The 14,990-nt window shown below is 67.5% G+C and carries 12 protein-coding genes; 1 reads left to right on the top strand and 11 read right to left on the bottom strand.

Annotated features, from left to right (window positions below):
• Window positions 1-222: 222 nt before the first annotated feature.
• The 9 genes from AC5P6X_RS04710 to AC5P6X_RS04670 form a co-directional block, all read right to left on the bottom strand.
• Complete coding sequence (locus AC5P6X_RS04710; protein WP_005411069.1) at window positions 223-1,440, bottom strand: D-alanyl-D-alanine carboxypeptidase family protein; 1,218 nt, start codon at window positions 1,438-1,440, stop codon at window positions 223-225.
• 100 nt (window positions 1,441-1,540) lie between these two features.
• Window positions 1,541-2,815: a septal ring lytic transglycosylase RlpA family protein gene (locus AC5P6X_RS04705; RefSeq protein ID WP_329757193.1), complete on the bottom strand. Its 1,275-nt coding sequence runs from the start codon at window positions 2,813-2,815 to the stop codon at window positions 1,541-1,543.
• Window positions 2,812-3,957 (bottom strand): lytic murein transglycosylase B, encoded by a 1,146-nt coding sequence (mltB, locus tag AC5P6X_RS04700; protein ID WP_088437016.1) that lies wholly within the window; start codon window positions 3,955-3,957, stop codon window positions 2,812-2,814. The genes AC5P6X_RS04705 and mltB overlap by 4 nt, the downstream gene beginning before the upstream one ends.
• Window positions 3,958-4,948: 991 nt before the next feature.
• A complete protein-coding gene (gene rodA / locus AC5P6X_RS04695; protein WP_329757062.1) occupies window positions 4,949-6,043 on the bottom strand; it encodes a rod shape-determining protein RodA in 1,095 nt (364 codons plus the stop codon).
• Window positions 6,044-6,175: 132 nt separating this feature from the next.
• The gene (rodA, locus tag AC5P6X_RS04690; protein ID WP_005411073.1) at window positions 6,176-7,288 is read right to left on the bottom strand and encodes a rod shape-determining protein RodA; all 1,113 of its coding nucleotides are present in this window, start codon (window positions 7,286-7,288) and stop codon (window positions 6,176-6,178) included.
• Entirely contained in the window at window positions 7,285-9,360 is a 2,076-nt protein-coding gene (gene mrdA / locus AC5P6X_RS04685) for a penicillin-binding protein 2 (RefSeq protein WP_005414510.1), read from the bottom strand. The genes rodA (AC5P6X_RS04690) and mrdA overlap by 4 nt, the downstream gene beginning before the upstream one ends.
• 3 nt (window positions 9,361-9,363) lie before the next feature.
• Window positions 9,364-9,849 carry a rod shape-determining protein MreD gene (gene mreD / locus AC5P6X_RS04680; RefSeq protein WP_005411075.1) on the bottom strand — a complete coding sequence of 162 codons (486 nt, stop codon included), beginning with the start codon at window positions 9,847-9,849 and terminating at the stop codon, window positions 9,364-9,366.
• A complete protein-coding gene (gene mreC, locus AC5P6X_RS04675) occupies window positions 9,846-10,943 on the bottom strand; it encodes a rod shape-determining protein MreC (protein ID WP_049450451.1) in 1,098 nt (365 codons plus the stop codon). Before mreC ends, mreD begins: the two co-directional genes overlap by 4 nt.
• A gap of 121 nt (window positions 10,944-11,064) precedes the next feature.
• Entirely contained in the window at window positions 11,065-12,111 is a 1,047-nt protein-coding gene (locus tag AC5P6X_RS04670; protein WP_495215338.1) for a rod shape-determining protein, read from the bottom strand.
• Window positions 12,112-12,394: 283 nt separating this feature from the next.
• On the opposite strand from AC5P6X_RS04670, the gene AC5P6X_RS04665 reads away from it, so the two are divergent.
• Entirely contained in the window at window positions 12,395-13,333 is a 939-nt protein-coding gene (locus AC5P6X_RS04665) for a carbohydrate kinase family protein (RefSeq protein ID WP_005411078.1), read from the top strand.
• 233 nt (window positions 13,334-13,566) lie between these two features.
• Here the strand turns inward: AC5P6X_RS04665 and AC5P6X_RS04660 are convergent, their stop codons facing one another.
• Together AC5P6X_RS04660 and AC5P6X_RS04655 are read right to left on the bottom strand one after the other, a co-directional pair.
• A complete protein-coding gene (locus AC5P6X_RS04660) occupies window positions 13,567-14,202 on the bottom strand; it encodes an HAD family hydrolase (RefSeq protein WP_012481295.1) in 636 nt (211 codons plus the stop codon).
• Window positions 14,190-14,921 carry a hypothetical protein gene (locus AC5P6X_RS04655; RefSeq protein ID WP_108269960.1) on the bottom strand — a complete coding sequence of 244 codons (732 nt, stop codon included), beginning with the start codon at window positions 14,919-14,921 and terminating at the stop codon, window positions 14,190-14,192. Before AC5P6X_RS04655 ends, AC5P6X_RS04660 begins: the two co-directional genes overlap by 13 nt.
• Between the last annotated feature and the right edge of the window lie 69 nt (window positions 14,922-14,990).

Raw genomic sequence — 14,990 nt, 5'->3', positions numbered from 1 at the left:
GGGCTGAGGGTAGTGCCGGCCGCTGGCCGGCTGTTGGCACATCCGGATGGGTTCATGGGGAGCCGGCCAGCGGCCGGCACTACCCACATCCGGATGGGTTCATGGGGAGCCGGCCAGCGGCCGGCACTACCCACATCCGGCGGGAATCATGCGGAGCCGGCATCCCGAAACGGAAAAGGCCGGCATTCGCCGGCCTTTTCCTTCACCACGCCAGGGCGTGGATCATTCCGATTCCCACCACATCCAGAAGCTGTCCCACAGGCGCTTGAAGAAGCCGGCCTGCTCGACGGCGGCCACGGCCACCAGCGGTGCCTCGGCGATGACCTTGCCATCCAGGGTGACCTTCACGGTACCGATCTGCTGGCCGGCGGTGAACGGTGCTTCCAGGGTCTTGGGCACGTCGATGCTCGGCTTCAGGTCGTTGTAGCGGCCGCGCGGCACGCTGACCAGCATCGGCTGGGCCACGCCCAGCTGCACCTTGTCGGTGGTGCCCTTCCAGACCTTGTGCTCGGCCACGGCCTTGCCCGGCTCGTAGAGGCGGTGGGTCTCGAAGAAGCGGAAGCCCCAGTTCAGCAGGGCCAGGCTGTCATCGGCACGCTGCTTCTCCGACGCACCGCCCAGCACCACCGCGATCAGGCGCTGGTCGCCACGCTGGGCCGAGCTCATCAAGCAGTAGCCCGCCTCGGAGGTGTGGCCGGTCTTGATGCCGTCCACGCTGCCATCGCGCCACAGCAGCAGGTTGCGGTTCGGCTGCTTGATGTTGCCGACCTGGAATTCCTTGATCTTGTTGTACGCGTAGGTTTCCGGGTAATCGCGGACCATCGCGCGGCCCAGCAGCGCCAGGTCGTAGGCGGTGCTGTGGTGGCCCTGCGCGGTCAGACCATGGGCGTTGACGAAGTGCGAGTCCTTCATGCCAATCTTGGCGGCGTAGCTGTTCATCAGCGAGGCAAAGGCCTCTTCGCTGCCAGCCACATGTTCGGCCAGGGCGATCGCGGCATCATTGCCGGACTGGATCGCCATGCCCTTTTCCATGTCTTCCAGGCGCGCGGTCTGGTTGACCGGGAAGCCGCTGTAGCTCCCATCGGTGCCAGCGCCGCCCTCGCGCCAGGCGCGCTCGCTCATCATCACCTGGTCATCCGCACGGACCTTGCCGTTCTTGACCTCGGCGGCGATCACGTACGACGTCATCACCTTGGTGATGCTGGCCGGGGCCAGCTGCTCGTGGATGTTTTCGCCAGCCAGCACCTGGCCGGTGGCGTAATCCATCAGCACCCAGGCCTTGGACACGCTTGGCGCCGGGGCCGGCGGAGTGGCGACGGTGGCCGGGGCGGCGGCGGCGGCGGGCGCCGGCGTGGCCGGAGTCGGCAGCGGCGTCTGGGCGGAAGCCAGGCCCACCACCAGGGTGGCGGCCAGGGCGGTGGCGGCGGAACGGAAATTCATTGGACAGCAGGCTCCAGGGGACGGCCGGGAATGGAGGGTGGAACGTAACGGCCATTGTAAGGCCGGGGGAGCATGGGCCGGCAGCACCGGCCCGGGCGGATCAGTCCTTGACGATCTGCGGCGAACCCAGGCCCAGACCGGCGATGCGACCGACAAGTTCCGCCGCACTGGCATGGTCGCTTGCCGGAACACGCAGGCGGAACAGGGTGCGGCCACCGGCGGCGATGTCGCTGATGGTCGCACCGACGATGCCGGCGGCACTGAGCTGGCCCATCGCGCGGTTGGCGTTGTCGCGGTTGGAGAAGCTGGCGACCTGCACCATCACCGCGCCGACCATCTGCTGCGACAGGCTCGGCGCCGCCGCGGCGGCACGCACCGGTGCCGGTGCCGGTGCCACCGCGCGCGGGGCCGTGCTGGCGACAACCGCCGGAGCCGGCGCGGAGGTGCGCACCACCGGCGCGCTTGGCGGCAGGCTGCTGACCGCCACATCCGGCGCGGTGCTGGCCACGCCCCGGGTGGTGGCCGGCTGGCCGCGCGCCGGGGCGCCATCGGTCGGCAAGCGGTTGACCAGGCGATCGATATCACTGTCGGTGGAAGCACGTGGCGCCGGCACCGGGCGCGCGCTGGCCACTGCAGTGGCGGCGGCCGCTTCAGCCGCACGACGCTCGCGACGCGACGGCTTCTGCGCCATCAGGTTGCTCTCGCCCGGTTGCAGCGCGCGCACCTCGACATTGCCGGTACCGCGTTGGGTGATGCCCAGGCGCACGGCGGCGGCATAGCTGAGATCGACCACGCGGCCGTCATGGAACGGGCCACGATCATTGACACGCACGATCACCGACTCGCCGTTGTCCAGGTTGGTCACGCGGGCGAAGCTGGGCAGCGGCAGCGTCTTGTGCGCGGCAGTGAACTGGTACATGTCGTAGACCTCGCGGTTGGAGGTCAGGCGGCCATGGAACTTGGCCCCGTAGTACGACGCGGTGCCGCGCTCGACGTAGTCATGGGTGTCGTCGAGCACCTTGTACGACTTGCCCAGCACCACGTACGGCGACTTGTTGCCGATGGCCGAACGTTCCTCGGCGGTCACTTCCGGCTCGGGGATGCAGGCCACGTTGGGAATGTAGTCGGGCGTGCTGTCACGCACGCCTGGTTTGTACAGGCCACCAGCGGTGTAATTGCCGCGGGTGCTGAGGTCTTCCTTGGCCGCTGCATACGGCGAACCTTCCGGGCAGTGCGCCGGTCGCGAACCACGGCCCTGCACCAGCGTGCCGCTGGACTTGCCACCATGGCCGGCCGTGGCCGGCTTCTTCGGCGCGCTGCTGCAGGCCGCCAGCGCGAAGACGATCAAGCTCGGGACCAACCATCTGATGTTCATGCCGGGGGCAGCTCCTGTCCGGCGATGGCCTGGGACAGCTGGAACACGGCCATCGCGTACATCTTCGAGAGGTTGTAGCGGGTGATCGCGTAGTAGTTCTGGAAGCCCAGCCAGTACTGCTTGCCGGTGCTGCCTTCCAGGGTGATCGGGGTGGCGGTGGCGCCCGGCTGCACCGGCGTGCTCGGCTGGTAGCCGCGCTGTGCGAGGTCGGCCAGCGACCAGGTGGGCATCCATTCGGTCGGGTTGAACTCCTCGCGACCCGGGGCCAGCGCGGCCGGTACCGCAACCTGGCCACCACGCACCCAGCCCCCCTTCTTCACGAAGTAGTTGGCGATGGAGGAGAACACGTCGTCGTAGCTGTTGAACAGGTCGCGACGACCATCACCGTTGCCGTCCACCGCGTAATCGAGGTAACTGGACGGCATGAACTGGCCCATGCCCATCGCACCGGCATAACTGCCCTTGAGCGTGGTGATGTCCAGATTCTCTTCTCGGCCCAGCTCGAACAGCTTGGCCAGCTCATCGCGGAAGAACAGCTCGCGGCGCACTTCGCGTTCGAGCTTGGCCGGGTCGCCGCTGCGTGGGTAGTAGAACGCCAGCGTGTACAGCGCATCGAGCACGCGATGGCTGCCGGCATTCTTTCCGTAACTGGTTTCCACGCCGATGATCGCCACGATCACTTCGGCCGGCACGCCGGTGCGCTGCTGCACGCGATCCAGCTCGGCACGGTGTTCGGCCAGGAACGCGCGACCGCCATCAATGCGTGCCTTGCTGATGAACATCGGCCGGTATTCGTTCCACGGCTTGACCCGCTCGGCCGGACGCGACATCGCGGCGATGATCGGCTGGCGCACCTGCGCCTGGTCGAGCACGCTGCTGATCTGCTCCGGCTTCAGGCCATAGCGCTTGGCGGTATCGGCAATGAAGCGGGCCCGCGCGACCTCGAATGGCACCGGGGTGAGATCCACCGGCGGCGCGGTAGCCGCAGTTGCTTCGGGTGCAGCCTCGGCCGGCCCATGGGCCTTGGTGGCGGGCTGGCGCGGCGTACTGCTGGCCTGGGGTGAAGACGGTGGGGACTTCGGCTGGGTCGCGCAGGCGACCAGGCCGAGGGTGAGCATGCAGGCCAGAGTGCGTCGAATCATCGTCGCAGGTTAGCAGGTCATGGATGAATTAAAACCCCTAACACCATGAATCACAACGATTTGCCCGTGTTCAGCGGGAAATGTGAAGGCGTCGTGATCGTGCTTCCCCATTCAGAGAGAGGTGGCCGGTTGCGTCCCCATCCCCGCAGACGCAACCGGCGACCGGATCCGGTCGATACCTGCGCGGCTGCCGCTCCCCAGTGGCAGTGCCCCGCGCTCCCTGTATCCGTTGGATCAGTACTGCTCCCGCCCGACGCCCCCTCGCGCTGCAACGATTGACGGCGCGCCGTGCCGAACGGGCCGCCATTGTGCAGGCCGATTACGACAAGTCCATTGATCAAGATCAACGCGGCGTAAAAGTGTGAACCAGCTAACGTTTTTTGCGGACTTTGGTCAGCGGGTGTGCTGTCGTGCAGCGTTGTGAGAACGCTTCCACAGCGAGCGTTGCGCAGAGTCAGGAAGTTTCCAGCCAACGGCGCAGCCCCTCGTGGGTGGTGTCTGGGGTGGTCGCGGAAAGCAGAAGCCGCGGGTGGGCCGGTCGGGTTGGGTACGCGGGGGACGCCGTGAATCCGTCCCTGGAGGCTTGGCAGCCGCATCCATGCGGCTGACACCCCCGCGTACCCAACCCGACCGCCCTCTGACAGATTTTGGCGGTCTGCCACCCACGGAGAAGAAAGAGAAAATCAAAAGCGGGTCGCGGCGCTGCGCTTGCTTGTGAGCCGAGCATGGCTCGGCTCCACACAAGGCAATGAAGCGACCGGCCAAGCCGCTTTTGCTTTTGATCTTCTCTTTCTTCTCCGTGGGTAGACGCGCACGGAACCTGTCCGTGGCCGGGTAGATGGGCTGCGCAGGGGCGTGAGCCGCATGGATGCGGCGACCGAGCTTACATGGACGTACTTGCAGCGGCCCCTGCGCAGCCCATCTACCTGGCCTCAACCGTTAACTGCTTTTCGCGACCACCCACGAGGGGCTGCGCCGTTGGCTGGAAACCCTATCCCCCGTGCACGGGCCGGTGCCCGCGCACCGCCATCACCAGCCCGATACCCGCCAGCAGCGACACCGCCGAGGTACCGCCATAGCTGATCAACGGCATCGGAATGCCCACCACCGGCAGCAGGCCGGAAATCATTCCGCCGTTCACCAGTACGTACACGAAGAACGCCAGGCCCAGGCTGCCGGCGAGCAACCGTGCGTGCGTGTCGCGGGCGTGCACCGCGATCCACAGGCAGCGGCCGACCACGAACAGGTACAGCGCAAACACGGTGGCCACGCCGATCCAGCCGAACTCTTCGGCCAGCACCGAGAACGCGAAGTCGGTGGTGTACTCAGGCAGGAAGTCCAGCGTGGCCTGGGTGCCCTGCCCCCAGCCGCGCCCGTCCCAGCCACCGGAGCCGATCGCGATGCGCGACTGCAGGATGTTCCAACCGGTGCCAAGCGGATCCGCCGACGGATCAAGGAAGGTCAGCACGCGATCCTTCTGGTACTGCCGCAGCAGGCCGAACCAGGCCAGCGGCGCGGCAACGGCAAGGCCCGTCGCGCCAGTGGCCACCCAGCCCCAGTGCAATCCGGCCAGCAGCAGCGCGAACACGCCGCTGGCGGTAACCAGCGTGGCGGTGCCCAGGTTGGGCTGCATCAGGATCAGCACGGCGGGTACGCCGATCAGCACGGTGGCGGTCAGCACGGTGCGCGGCGACGGTGGCAGCGGTTGCCGATGCAGGTACCAGGCCATCATCAGCGGCAGGCTGAGCTTGAGCAGTTCGGACGGCTGCAGGTAGAACACGCCGAGATTGAGCCAGCGCTGCCCGTACTTGCCTGTACCGATCACATACACCGCCATCAGCGGCAGTATCGACAGCGCATAGATTGCCGGCGTCCACGCGCGCAGCCGCAGCAGCGAAACGCGCGACAGCAGCCACATCGACGCCAGGCCACCGGCAAAACGCGCCGCCTGCCCAGCCACCGGACCGGACACGCTGTGCAGCACCGCCAGGCCCGCGCCCATCAGGATCAGCAACGCGATCAGCAACGGCAGATCGATCGTGCGCGCCACCTCACGGCAGCCGCCAAGCAGTCGTTTCCATTCCACGCGGGCACGGTAGCAATGCGTGCTTGCGTGAAGCTGTCAGGGTGCGCGCTTGTAGAGTCGAGCCGTGCTCGACTCTACAGAACAGCGCAAGCAATCGAGCAGATGGAAGCGCGACGAAGCGCGCAACCGGTGCTAGCCGTAGCCGCCGTGCACCGGGTTGTGACTGCGCACGGCCATCACCAGGCCGAAGCCGGCCAGCAGTGACACCGCCGAGGTACCGCCGTAGCTGATCAGCGGCATCGGCACGCCCACCACCGGCAGCAGGCCGGAAATCATCCCGCCGTTCACCAGTACATAGACGAAGAACGCCAGGCCGGTAGCGCCGGCCAACAGGCGCGAATAGGAATCGCGCGACTGGCTGGCGATCCACAGGCAACGCCCGATCACCACCAGGTACAGGGTCAGCACCAGGGCCACACCCATCCAGCCGAATTCCTCGCTCAGCACCGAGAACGCGAAGTCGGTGGTCTGTTCGGGAATGAAGTTCAGGTGCGACTGCGAGCCCTCGCCCCAGCCCTTGCCATCGAAGCCACCGGACCCGATCGCGATCTTCGACTGGATGATGTTCCAGCCGGCCCCCAGTGCATCCATCTCCGGGTCCAGGAACATCATGATGCGGTCCTTCTGGTACGGCCGCAGCAGCCAGAACCAGGCCACCGGCGCGACCGCAGCCACGCCGCCCACGCCCAGCCCGACCCACCACCACGGCAGGCCTGCCAGCAGCAGTACGAACACGCCGCTGGCGGCGATCAGTACGCCGGTACCGAAGTCGGGCTGCAACATCACCAGGCCGGTCGGCACGCCGATGATGATCAAGGCCACCAGCACGGTGTTGAAGCGCGGCGGCAGCGGCATCTTGTGCAGGTACCAGGCCACCATCATCGGCAGGCTGACCTTCAGCAGCTCGGCCGGCTGCAGGTAGAAGAACTTCAGGTCCAGCCACTGCCGGCCGTACTTGCCGGTGCCGAGCACGAACACCGCCAGCAGCGGAATCATGGAGATCGCATAGATCATCGGCGTGGCCGAGCGGATGCGCAGGATCGGCACCCGCGAGATGCCCCACAGTGCAGCCATGCCCACCGCGAAACGCGCGCCCTGGGCCATCACCAGGCCGTCGCCACCGGCACTCTTCAAGGTGGCCAGGCCGATCACCATCAGCGCGCCCAGGGCCAGGCACAACACCCAGTCCAGCGTGCTGAAGAAGCGGCGCAGCATGTCGCCGGCCCAGCGCAGGAACACTTTCATCGTGCGGGCTCCGCAACCGTCGGGCGTGGCGTGGCCGGCACTGCGGCAGCGGCCGGCGTGCCCGGCTGCGGCGCAGGGGCCGGTTCGGGGGTGGGGGCACCCACCTGCACCGGGTGTTCGCCCAGCTGCGCGGCCGCCAGATCACCGGCCTGGCGTGCGCCGGCGTCCTCGTTGTCGAACGCGGTGGCACCGATGGCGGTGGTACCACGCTCGCTGTCCAGCGGCTGCATGCCCTCGGGCATCTTGCCCAGCAGGTAGGCATCGAACACCTTGCGGGCGATCGGCGCAGCAGCCGAACCACCATAGCCACCGCCTTCCACCGCCACCGCGATCGCGATCACCGGGTTTTCGACCGGCGCGAAGCCGACGAACAGCGCGCGGTGGCGCAGGTGCATCGGCAGGCTCTTCGGGTTCACCGCTGCGGTGCCCTTGCGGCTGATGACCTGCGCGGTACCGGTCTTGCCGGCCATCACGTACGGCGCACCGACCGCCACGCGCCAGCCGCTGCCGCCCGGCCGCATGGTCGCCATCATGCCCTCGCGCACCGCCTGCACGTTGTTGGGGTTGGGGCTGACCGGCTTGCTCTCGCCGGGCGGCGTCGCGGTCCAGTCGCTGTCGAAGCCGTCGCGCTGCTGGATCACCAGGTGCGGGGTGCGCAGCTGCCCGTCGGCCAGCGCGCTGACGCCGCGCGCCAACTGCAGCGGGGTGACCTTCCAGTCGCCCTGGCCGATGCTGATGTTGACCGTATCGCCGGGGTACCAGGCTTCCTTGCGGGTCTTCCGCTTGTAGGCCGGCGACGGCAGGATGCCACCGATTTCGCCGGTGAGGTCGATACCGGTCGGCTGGCCGAAGCCGTAGTACTCCATGTAATGGTCGAAGCGCTCGATGCCCAGGTCCAGCGCCAGCTTGTAGTAGTAGGTGTTGACCGACTCGGCGATGGACTTGCGCAGATCGGTCCAGCCATGGCCGCCACGATGCGCATCACCCCAGCCACGGCTGGTGCCGGGCAGGTAGAACATGCCGGTGGACAGCACCTTGTCTTCCGGGCGGCGCACGCCCGAGTCCAGGCCGGCCAGGCCGATCAGCGGCTTCAGCGTGGAACCGGGAGCGACGCCGCCGAGCACCAGGCGGTTGAACTGCGGCCGCGACGGGTTCTCGTTAAGCGCCTTGAAGTCGGCATGGGAAATGCCGTTGACGAACAGGTTGGGGTCGTAGGACGGCAGGCTGACCATCGCCAGCACCTCGCCGGTACGCGGGTCCATCGCCACTGCCGAGCCCTCCTGGTCGCCGAAGGCGGCCACCATGGCACGCTGCAGGTCCGCGTCGATCGACAGCCGCAGGTCGGCGCCGGACTGCGCGGCCACCCGGCCGATGGTGCGGATGGCACGGCCCTGCACGTTGGTTTCGACCTGCTCGTAGCCGACCTTGCCGCGCAGCTGCTGCTCGTAATAGCGCTCCAGGCCGGACTTGCCGATGTGGGTCAGCGCGGCATTGCCTTCGCCGAGGATCTCCAGATCCTTGTCGTCGACGCGGCCGACATAGCCGATGATGTGCGCGAACAGGTCACCGTACGGATAACGCCGGGTCAGGTAGGGCTCAAGCTCGACGCCGGGGAAGCGCCAACGGTCGACGGCGAAGCGCGCCATCTCCTCGTCGCTCATGCGCAGCTTCAGCGTGACCGGCAGGAACTTGCGGCGCGCCTTGCGCGACTTGTTGAACGCTTCCAGCTCTTCCGGGCTGATGCTGATGATCTTCGCCAGCCCTTCCAGAGTGGCGTCCATGTCCTTGACCTTGTCCGGGGTCACGTCCAGGCGGAACGCTGGCACGTTCTCGGCCAGCAGGCGACCGTTGCGGTCGTAGATCATGCCGCGCCCGGGCACCACCGGCCGCGGTTTGATGCGGTTGGCTTCCGAGCGCGTGGCGTAGACGTCGTGATCCAGCACCTGCAGCTTGAAGTACCAGCCGCCCAGGCCCAGCAGGCAGACCAGCACGCCCAGGAAACCCAGCGCCGCACGGCGGCGGAACTGTTCGGCTTCGGCGTGCGGGTTCTTGACCTGGCGGCGCGGGATCATGGCTCAGCGCCCGCGCTTGCCGAAGCGCACTGCGTCCAGCAGCACGAACACCAACGGCCACAGGCCCATGCCCAACAGCGGGGCCCACCAGTACGACCACGGCAGGGTCGGCTCGCCCACCAGGATGTGGACCAGCGCGCTGACGATGCGGTCGTTGAACAACAGGCCACCGATGGCCAGCATCTGCTGCGACATCGGGAAGAAGCGGATGCGGGCGCGGAAACGCTGCAGGATGAAGGCCAGCATCACCAGCCGCAGCGCCTGTTCGCCGAGCACGCCGCCGTACAGCAGGTCGGCGACCACGCCGCTGGCGAAAGCGATGCCCAGGCCGACGCGCTCGGGCGTCTCGATCACCCAGTACGCCAGCACCAGCGCCAGCCAGTACGGGCGCAGCGGCTGCAGCAGCGCCGGCAACGGCAGCAGGCCCAGCAGCAGGGCTACGACCAGGCTGGCCGGCAATACCCACGGGTTGTCGCGCAGGCGGCTCATCGCTGGGCCTCCGGCGTGGTCGGTTGCCGGCCAGCGGCCGGCACTACCGGGGCAGCAGGATCAAGCGAGGATGCGGGGGCAACAGTCCTCGCTTGCGACGAGGGCTGTTGCCGGCCAGCGGCCGGCACTACCGGGGAGCTGACCGGAGCTGGCGTCGTTGTCGCTGGCGCGGCTCCCGCAGGCACGGTGGCGCCGGTGGCCGGGCCACCCGGAGTGGTTTCTTCCAGCTGCAGGCGCAGTTCCGGCGGAATGCGGATCGCCGCACCGGGGCGCAACAGCAGCACATCACGGCCACGATCCAGCTGGGCGGCTGGCTTCAGTTCGCCGACCAGGAAGGCATGGGTGTCGTCCGGGCGCAGGCCGGTGATGGTGCCGACCGGGAAGCCGGCCGGGAAGCGGCCACCGAGGCCGGAGGTGACGATCTCATCGCCCACTTCCACACCCGCGCTGAGCGGGATGTCGCGCAGCTCCAGCGTGTCGCCGCGACCGTAGACGATCAGGCGTACGCCGTTGCGGGCCACGGTGACCGGCACCGCGTGGTCGGGGTCGGTCAGCAGCAGCACGGTGGAGGTACCGCCGGTGACGCTGATCACCTGCCCCATCAGGCCACCGGCATCGATCACCGCCTGCCCGACATGCACGCCTTCGCGGCTGCCGGCGTCGAGCACCAGGCGCTGCTTCACCGGGTCCAGGTCGATATCCAGGATCGGCGCCAGCTGCACGTCCAGGCCACTGCGCTCGGCCACGTTCAGCAGTTCGCGCAGCTGGGCGTTGTCCAGCGCTGCGGTCTGCAGTCGGGTCAGGCGCGCGTTGGCCAGCAGCAGCTGGTTGCGCAGTTCACGGTTCTCGGTGACCAGCTGGGTGTGGCTGGCCGCGGAATCCTTGACCTGGTTGCCGAGCTTGCCGGGCAGACCCGCCAGTGCCCACACAGGCTGCACCAGGCTGTTGGCCTGCTCGCGCAGGCGCGCCAGCCAGCCCGCCTGATCGTCAAGGACGATCAGTGTGATGGCCAATGCAAGATAGGCCAGCAACCGCAGGGGGCTGGCGGCATCACCGGATCGGGAGGCAACGGGAGGACCGGCGTAGGGCGGCACGGCAACGATTCAACTGGCAGAAGGCGGAAGGGAAACACGCGGACGCCCCGCCGGTGCCGGCCCGCCATCGCGGCGGGCCGCACCCCGGAAGGGCGCGGCGGGCAGGAACGGCCGGGACGGCTTATTCCGGCGCAAAGAACTCGTTGCCGTGCATATCCACCAGTTCCAGCGCACGACCGCCACCGCGGGCCACGCAGGTCAGCGGATCGTCGGCCACCTGCACGTGCAGGCCGGTTTCCTCGGAGATCAGGCGGTCCAGGTCACGCAGCAGGGCGCCGCCGCCGGTCAGCACGATGCCGCGCTCGGCAACGTCGGCACACAGTTCCGGCGGGGTCTGCTCCAGCGCCAGCTTGACCGCACTGACGATGCCCGACAGCGGTTCGTGCAGGGCTTCAAGCACCTCGTTGGAGCTGATCTTGATCATCTTCGGCACGCCCTCGGCGAGGTTGCGGCCGGAGATCTCCAGCTCCTGCACCTCGGCCTGCGGGTAGGCACAACCCAGCTCGACCTTGATGCGCTCGGCGGTGGCTTCACCGATCAGCATGCCGTGGTTGCGGCGCACGTAGTTGGTGATGGATTCGTCGAAGCGGTCGCCGCCGATGCGGACCGAGGCCGAATAGACGATGCCGTTGAGCGAGATCACGGCCACTTCGGTGGTGCCGCCGCCGATGTCGATGACCATCGAGCCACGGGCTTCGGTGACCGGCATGCCGGCGCCGATCGCGGCAGCCATCGGCTCTTCGATCAGGTACACGTCACGGGCACCGGCTTCCTCGGCCGATTCCTTGATCGCGCGGCGCTCGACCTGGGTCGAACCGGCCGGCACGCAGACCAGCACGCGCGGGCTCGGGCGCAGCACGCGCGACTTGTGCACCTTCTTGATGAAGTGCTTGAGCATCGCCTCGGTGTAGGTGAAGTCGGCGATGACGCCGTCCTTCATCGGGCGGATGATGGTGATGTGGCCCGGGGTACGGCCGAGCATCTGCTTGGCCTCGGCGCCAACGGCTGCCACCGAGCGGGTGCCACCGATGGCACGGTCCTGGCGCACGGCCACGACCGACGGCTCGTTCAGCACGATCCCCTGCCCGCGCACGTAGATGAGGGTGTTGGCCGTGCCCAGGTCGATGGACAGGTCGTTGGAGAACATGCCACGGAGTTTCTTGAACATCTGAGGAAGGAGTCCTGAGGGGTGTCGTGCCCGCCGCGGGATGGCGAAAAAATGGGCAGAAATCGAGGCCGACAAGCCTAGCAACCCGCCTGCCGCCGAGCAAGGAAAAAACTAGCTGAACCCGCGTCTTCACAGGCTTTCGGCCTGATCGGCCATCACCCGGTTCTGGCCCTGAGCGGCACCAGCGGGTAACCTTTGCGCCGTCGGGCGCCCAAGGGCGCCGTTTGCTTGCCCGCTGAACCGGGCCGGCCCACCCCAAAATTCACCGCATAGGCTTACATCGATGTCCGCTCTGATCTGTGGTTCTCTTGCCTTCGACACCATCATGGTGTTCCCGGACCAGTTCAAGAATCACATCCTGCCGGACAAGGTGCACATCCTGAACGTGTCCTTCCTCGTGCCGCGCATGCGCCGCGAGTTCGGCGGCTGCGCCGGCAACATCGCCTACAACCTGCACCTGCTGGGCGGCCAGCCGATCCCGATGGGCACCGTGGGTTCGGACTTCGGCCCGTACCGCGAATACTTCGAAGGCCTGGGCATCGACCTGTCGCGCGTGCGCGTGATCGACGAGCTGTTCACCCCCCAGGCGTTCATCACCACCGACCACGACAACAACCAGATCACCGCCTTCCACCCGGGCGCGATGATGCGCTCCTACGAGAACCATGTGCGCGGCGTGCCGGGCGTGACCCTGGGCCTGGTCGGCCCGGACGGCCGCGAAGGCATGATCCAGAACGCGCAGGAATTCCACGAGGACGGCATTCCGTTCATCTTCGACCCGGGCCAGGCCATGCCGCTGTTCAACGGCCCCGAGCTGCGCGCCTTCATCGATCAGGCCGACTACGTGGTGGTCAACGACTACGAGTCGAACCTGCTGCAGGAGCGCACCGGCTGGGACGAGAAGGAGATCGTCAGCCGGGTGAAGGCCTACATCACCACCCGCGGCCCGAAGGGCGCGGTCATCCACACCCCGGAAAAGAGCTACGACATCCCGCCGGCGCACGAGCGCCGCGTGGTCGACCCGACCGGCTGTGGCGACGCCTTCCGCGCCGGCCTGATCTACGGCATCCAGAAGGGCTACGACTGGCTGACCATCGGCCGCATGGGCAACCTGATGGGCGCGCTGAAGGTCGAGCACCCGGGCACGCAGAACCAGCGCTTCACCTTCGATGAGTTCAACGAGCAGTTCAAGCAGCAGTTCGGTTACGCGCTGGGCGCGTAAGCCGAACTGCCCGCGCATTCCACCTTGTCCCCGCGCCTTCGGCGCGCCCTCTTGAACAACAAGGGGGCTTTCCACCCGATGCGCTGCTGGGAATGCTGTTGGTAGGTGTCGACCTTGGTCGACACTGCCGGCCAGCGGCCGGCACTACCCCTTCTGCTGCCAGGCCGCCAGCCTGGCCACGGGTGTTCTGGTAGCTGTCGACCTTGGTCGACACTGCCGGCCAGCGGCCGGCACTACCCCTTTTGCTGCCAGGCCGCCAGCAAGGCGCGGCAATCGGCGAAATGCCAGTCGGCCCGGCCCGGCCATGGGTTCTCCGGCAGATTGACCAGCACGGTGTGAGCGCCCGCGGCGCGCCCGCACTCCAGGTCGTAGGCGTGGTCACCGACCATCACCGCGTGCGCAGCCCCGATGCCCCAGCGACGAAGATGCTGCTGCAGGCCATCCGGCGAGGGCTTGGGCACCGCTTCATCGCGGCCGATGATGTCGGCGTCGTCGAACAACGCCCCGACCCCGATCGCCTCCAGCGTCAGCTTCGCCAGCGCATGGTCGTTGCGGGTCAGGATGCCCAGCCGGCAACCTGCCGCCGACAGCGCGCGCAGCAGCTTCACCGCCCCCGGCGCTGGCAGCGCGTCCTCGGCCAGGGCGCGCTCGTGATCCAGCAGCCACGCGCGCTTGGCCTGCGCCGGTGCGTCGGGCAATGCCGCGATATGGTCGAGGATGTCTTCCTCCGCGGCGATCTCCAGCGCGCGGCGGATCGCGGCGAAATCATGCACGGCCACCGTCAGCGTGCCGTCCATGTCGAACACCCAGTGCCGGATCGCGGACAACGCGTGCACTGCGCTGCCCGTCGCAACCTTCACTGCCACCACTGCGGCATGCGGCTGGCGTCGACACCGCCGGTTTCGAACACGGCCGTTCGCGTGCCACCGGCCTTGACCGGAAACTCGATGCTGATCGACTTGCCCTTGCGCGCCAGCTTCCACAGTGCCTTCTGATCGGTGATGAACAGGGCGATGGCTTCATCGGTCTTCGGGCGCCAGGCCGCCATTGGTACCGGCTTGCCGTCATCCACGGTCACTTTCACCGTGCATTGCGGGCAACGGAAATCACCGGCCTGCAGCACCAGGTAGGCATGCCGCTTCCACTCCGGATGATCGCGGAACACCAGCTGCACCGGTTTGGCGCCGCTGCCATCCACGTCCACCCGTTCCTTGCTGTAGATCTGCGCCGAGACCTGGTTGCCCTTGCTGCCCACCGGAATCTGGTTGTACTGCCATAGCCCCTGCATGCGGCGCAGGTCGCGCGCGGCGTCGCCCTTGGCCTTGACCTCGTCGAAGCCTCCGGCGATGCGCTCGGCGGCGGCGGTGTCCTTGTACTGGTCCAGCAGCGAGGCACCATGCAGGCGCGCGCGTTCCCAGTCCTGCGCGGCCACGGCCATGTCGTACTGCTTGGCCACGTCTTCGGCCTTGGCCTCCTTCTGCGCCTGCGCGGCGGCCGCAGCGGCTTCCTGCGCCTTGCGTTCCTCTTCCGGGTTGCTGCAGGCGGCCAGGGCCAGGGTGCAGGCGGTGAGCAGGATCAGTCGTTTCATGGCGGAGGTCCTATGCGAGTGCATCCCGATTCTATCGGCAGCGAAAAGCGGATACACCAACGGCGGGTT

It is taken from the genome of Stenotrophomonas sp. YJH_SMC_40, from assembly GCF_059368615.1.
This window is presented reverse-complemented; position numbering and strand designations above follow the sequence as displayed.

Bases quoted from the DNA above. Each gene is read 5' to 3' on its own strand.
- AC5P6X_RS04710 (WP_005411069.1), bottom strand. From the start codon at position 1,440: ATGAATTTCCGTTCCGCCGCCACCGCCCTGGCCGCCACCCTGGTGGTG.
- AC5P6X_RS04705 (WP_329757193.1), bottom strand. From the start codon at position 2,815: ATGAACATCAGATGGTTGGTCCCGAGCTTGATCGTCTTCGCGCTGGCG.
- mltB (WP_088437016.1), bottom strand. From the start codon at position 3,957: ATGATTCGACGCACTCTGGCCTGCATGCTCACCCTCGGCCTGGTCGCC.
- rodA (WP_005411073.1), bottom strand. From the start codon at position 7,288: ATGAAAGTGTTCCTGCGCTGGGCCGGCGACATGCTGCGCCGCTTCTTC.
- mrdA (WP_005414510.1), bottom strand. From the start codon at position 9,360: ATGATCCCGCGCCGCCAGGTCAAGAACCCGCACGCCGAAGCCGAACAG.
- mreD (WP_005411075.1), bottom strand. From the start codon at position 9,849: ATGAGCCGCCTGCGCGACAACCCGTGGGTATTGCCGGCCAGCCTGGTC.
- AC5P6X_RS04670 (WP_495215338.1), bottom strand. From the start codon at position 12,111: ATGTTCAAGAAACTCCGTGGCATGTTCTCCAACGACCTGTCCATCGAC.
- AC5P6X_RS04665 (WP_005411078.1), top strand. From the start codon at position 12,395: ATGTCCGCTCTGATCTGTGGTTCTCTTGCCTTCGACACCATCATGGTG.
- AC5P6X_RS04655 (WP_108269960.1), bottom strand. From the start codon at position 14,921: ATGAAACGACTGATCCTGCTCACCGCCTGCACCCTGGCCCTGGCCGCC.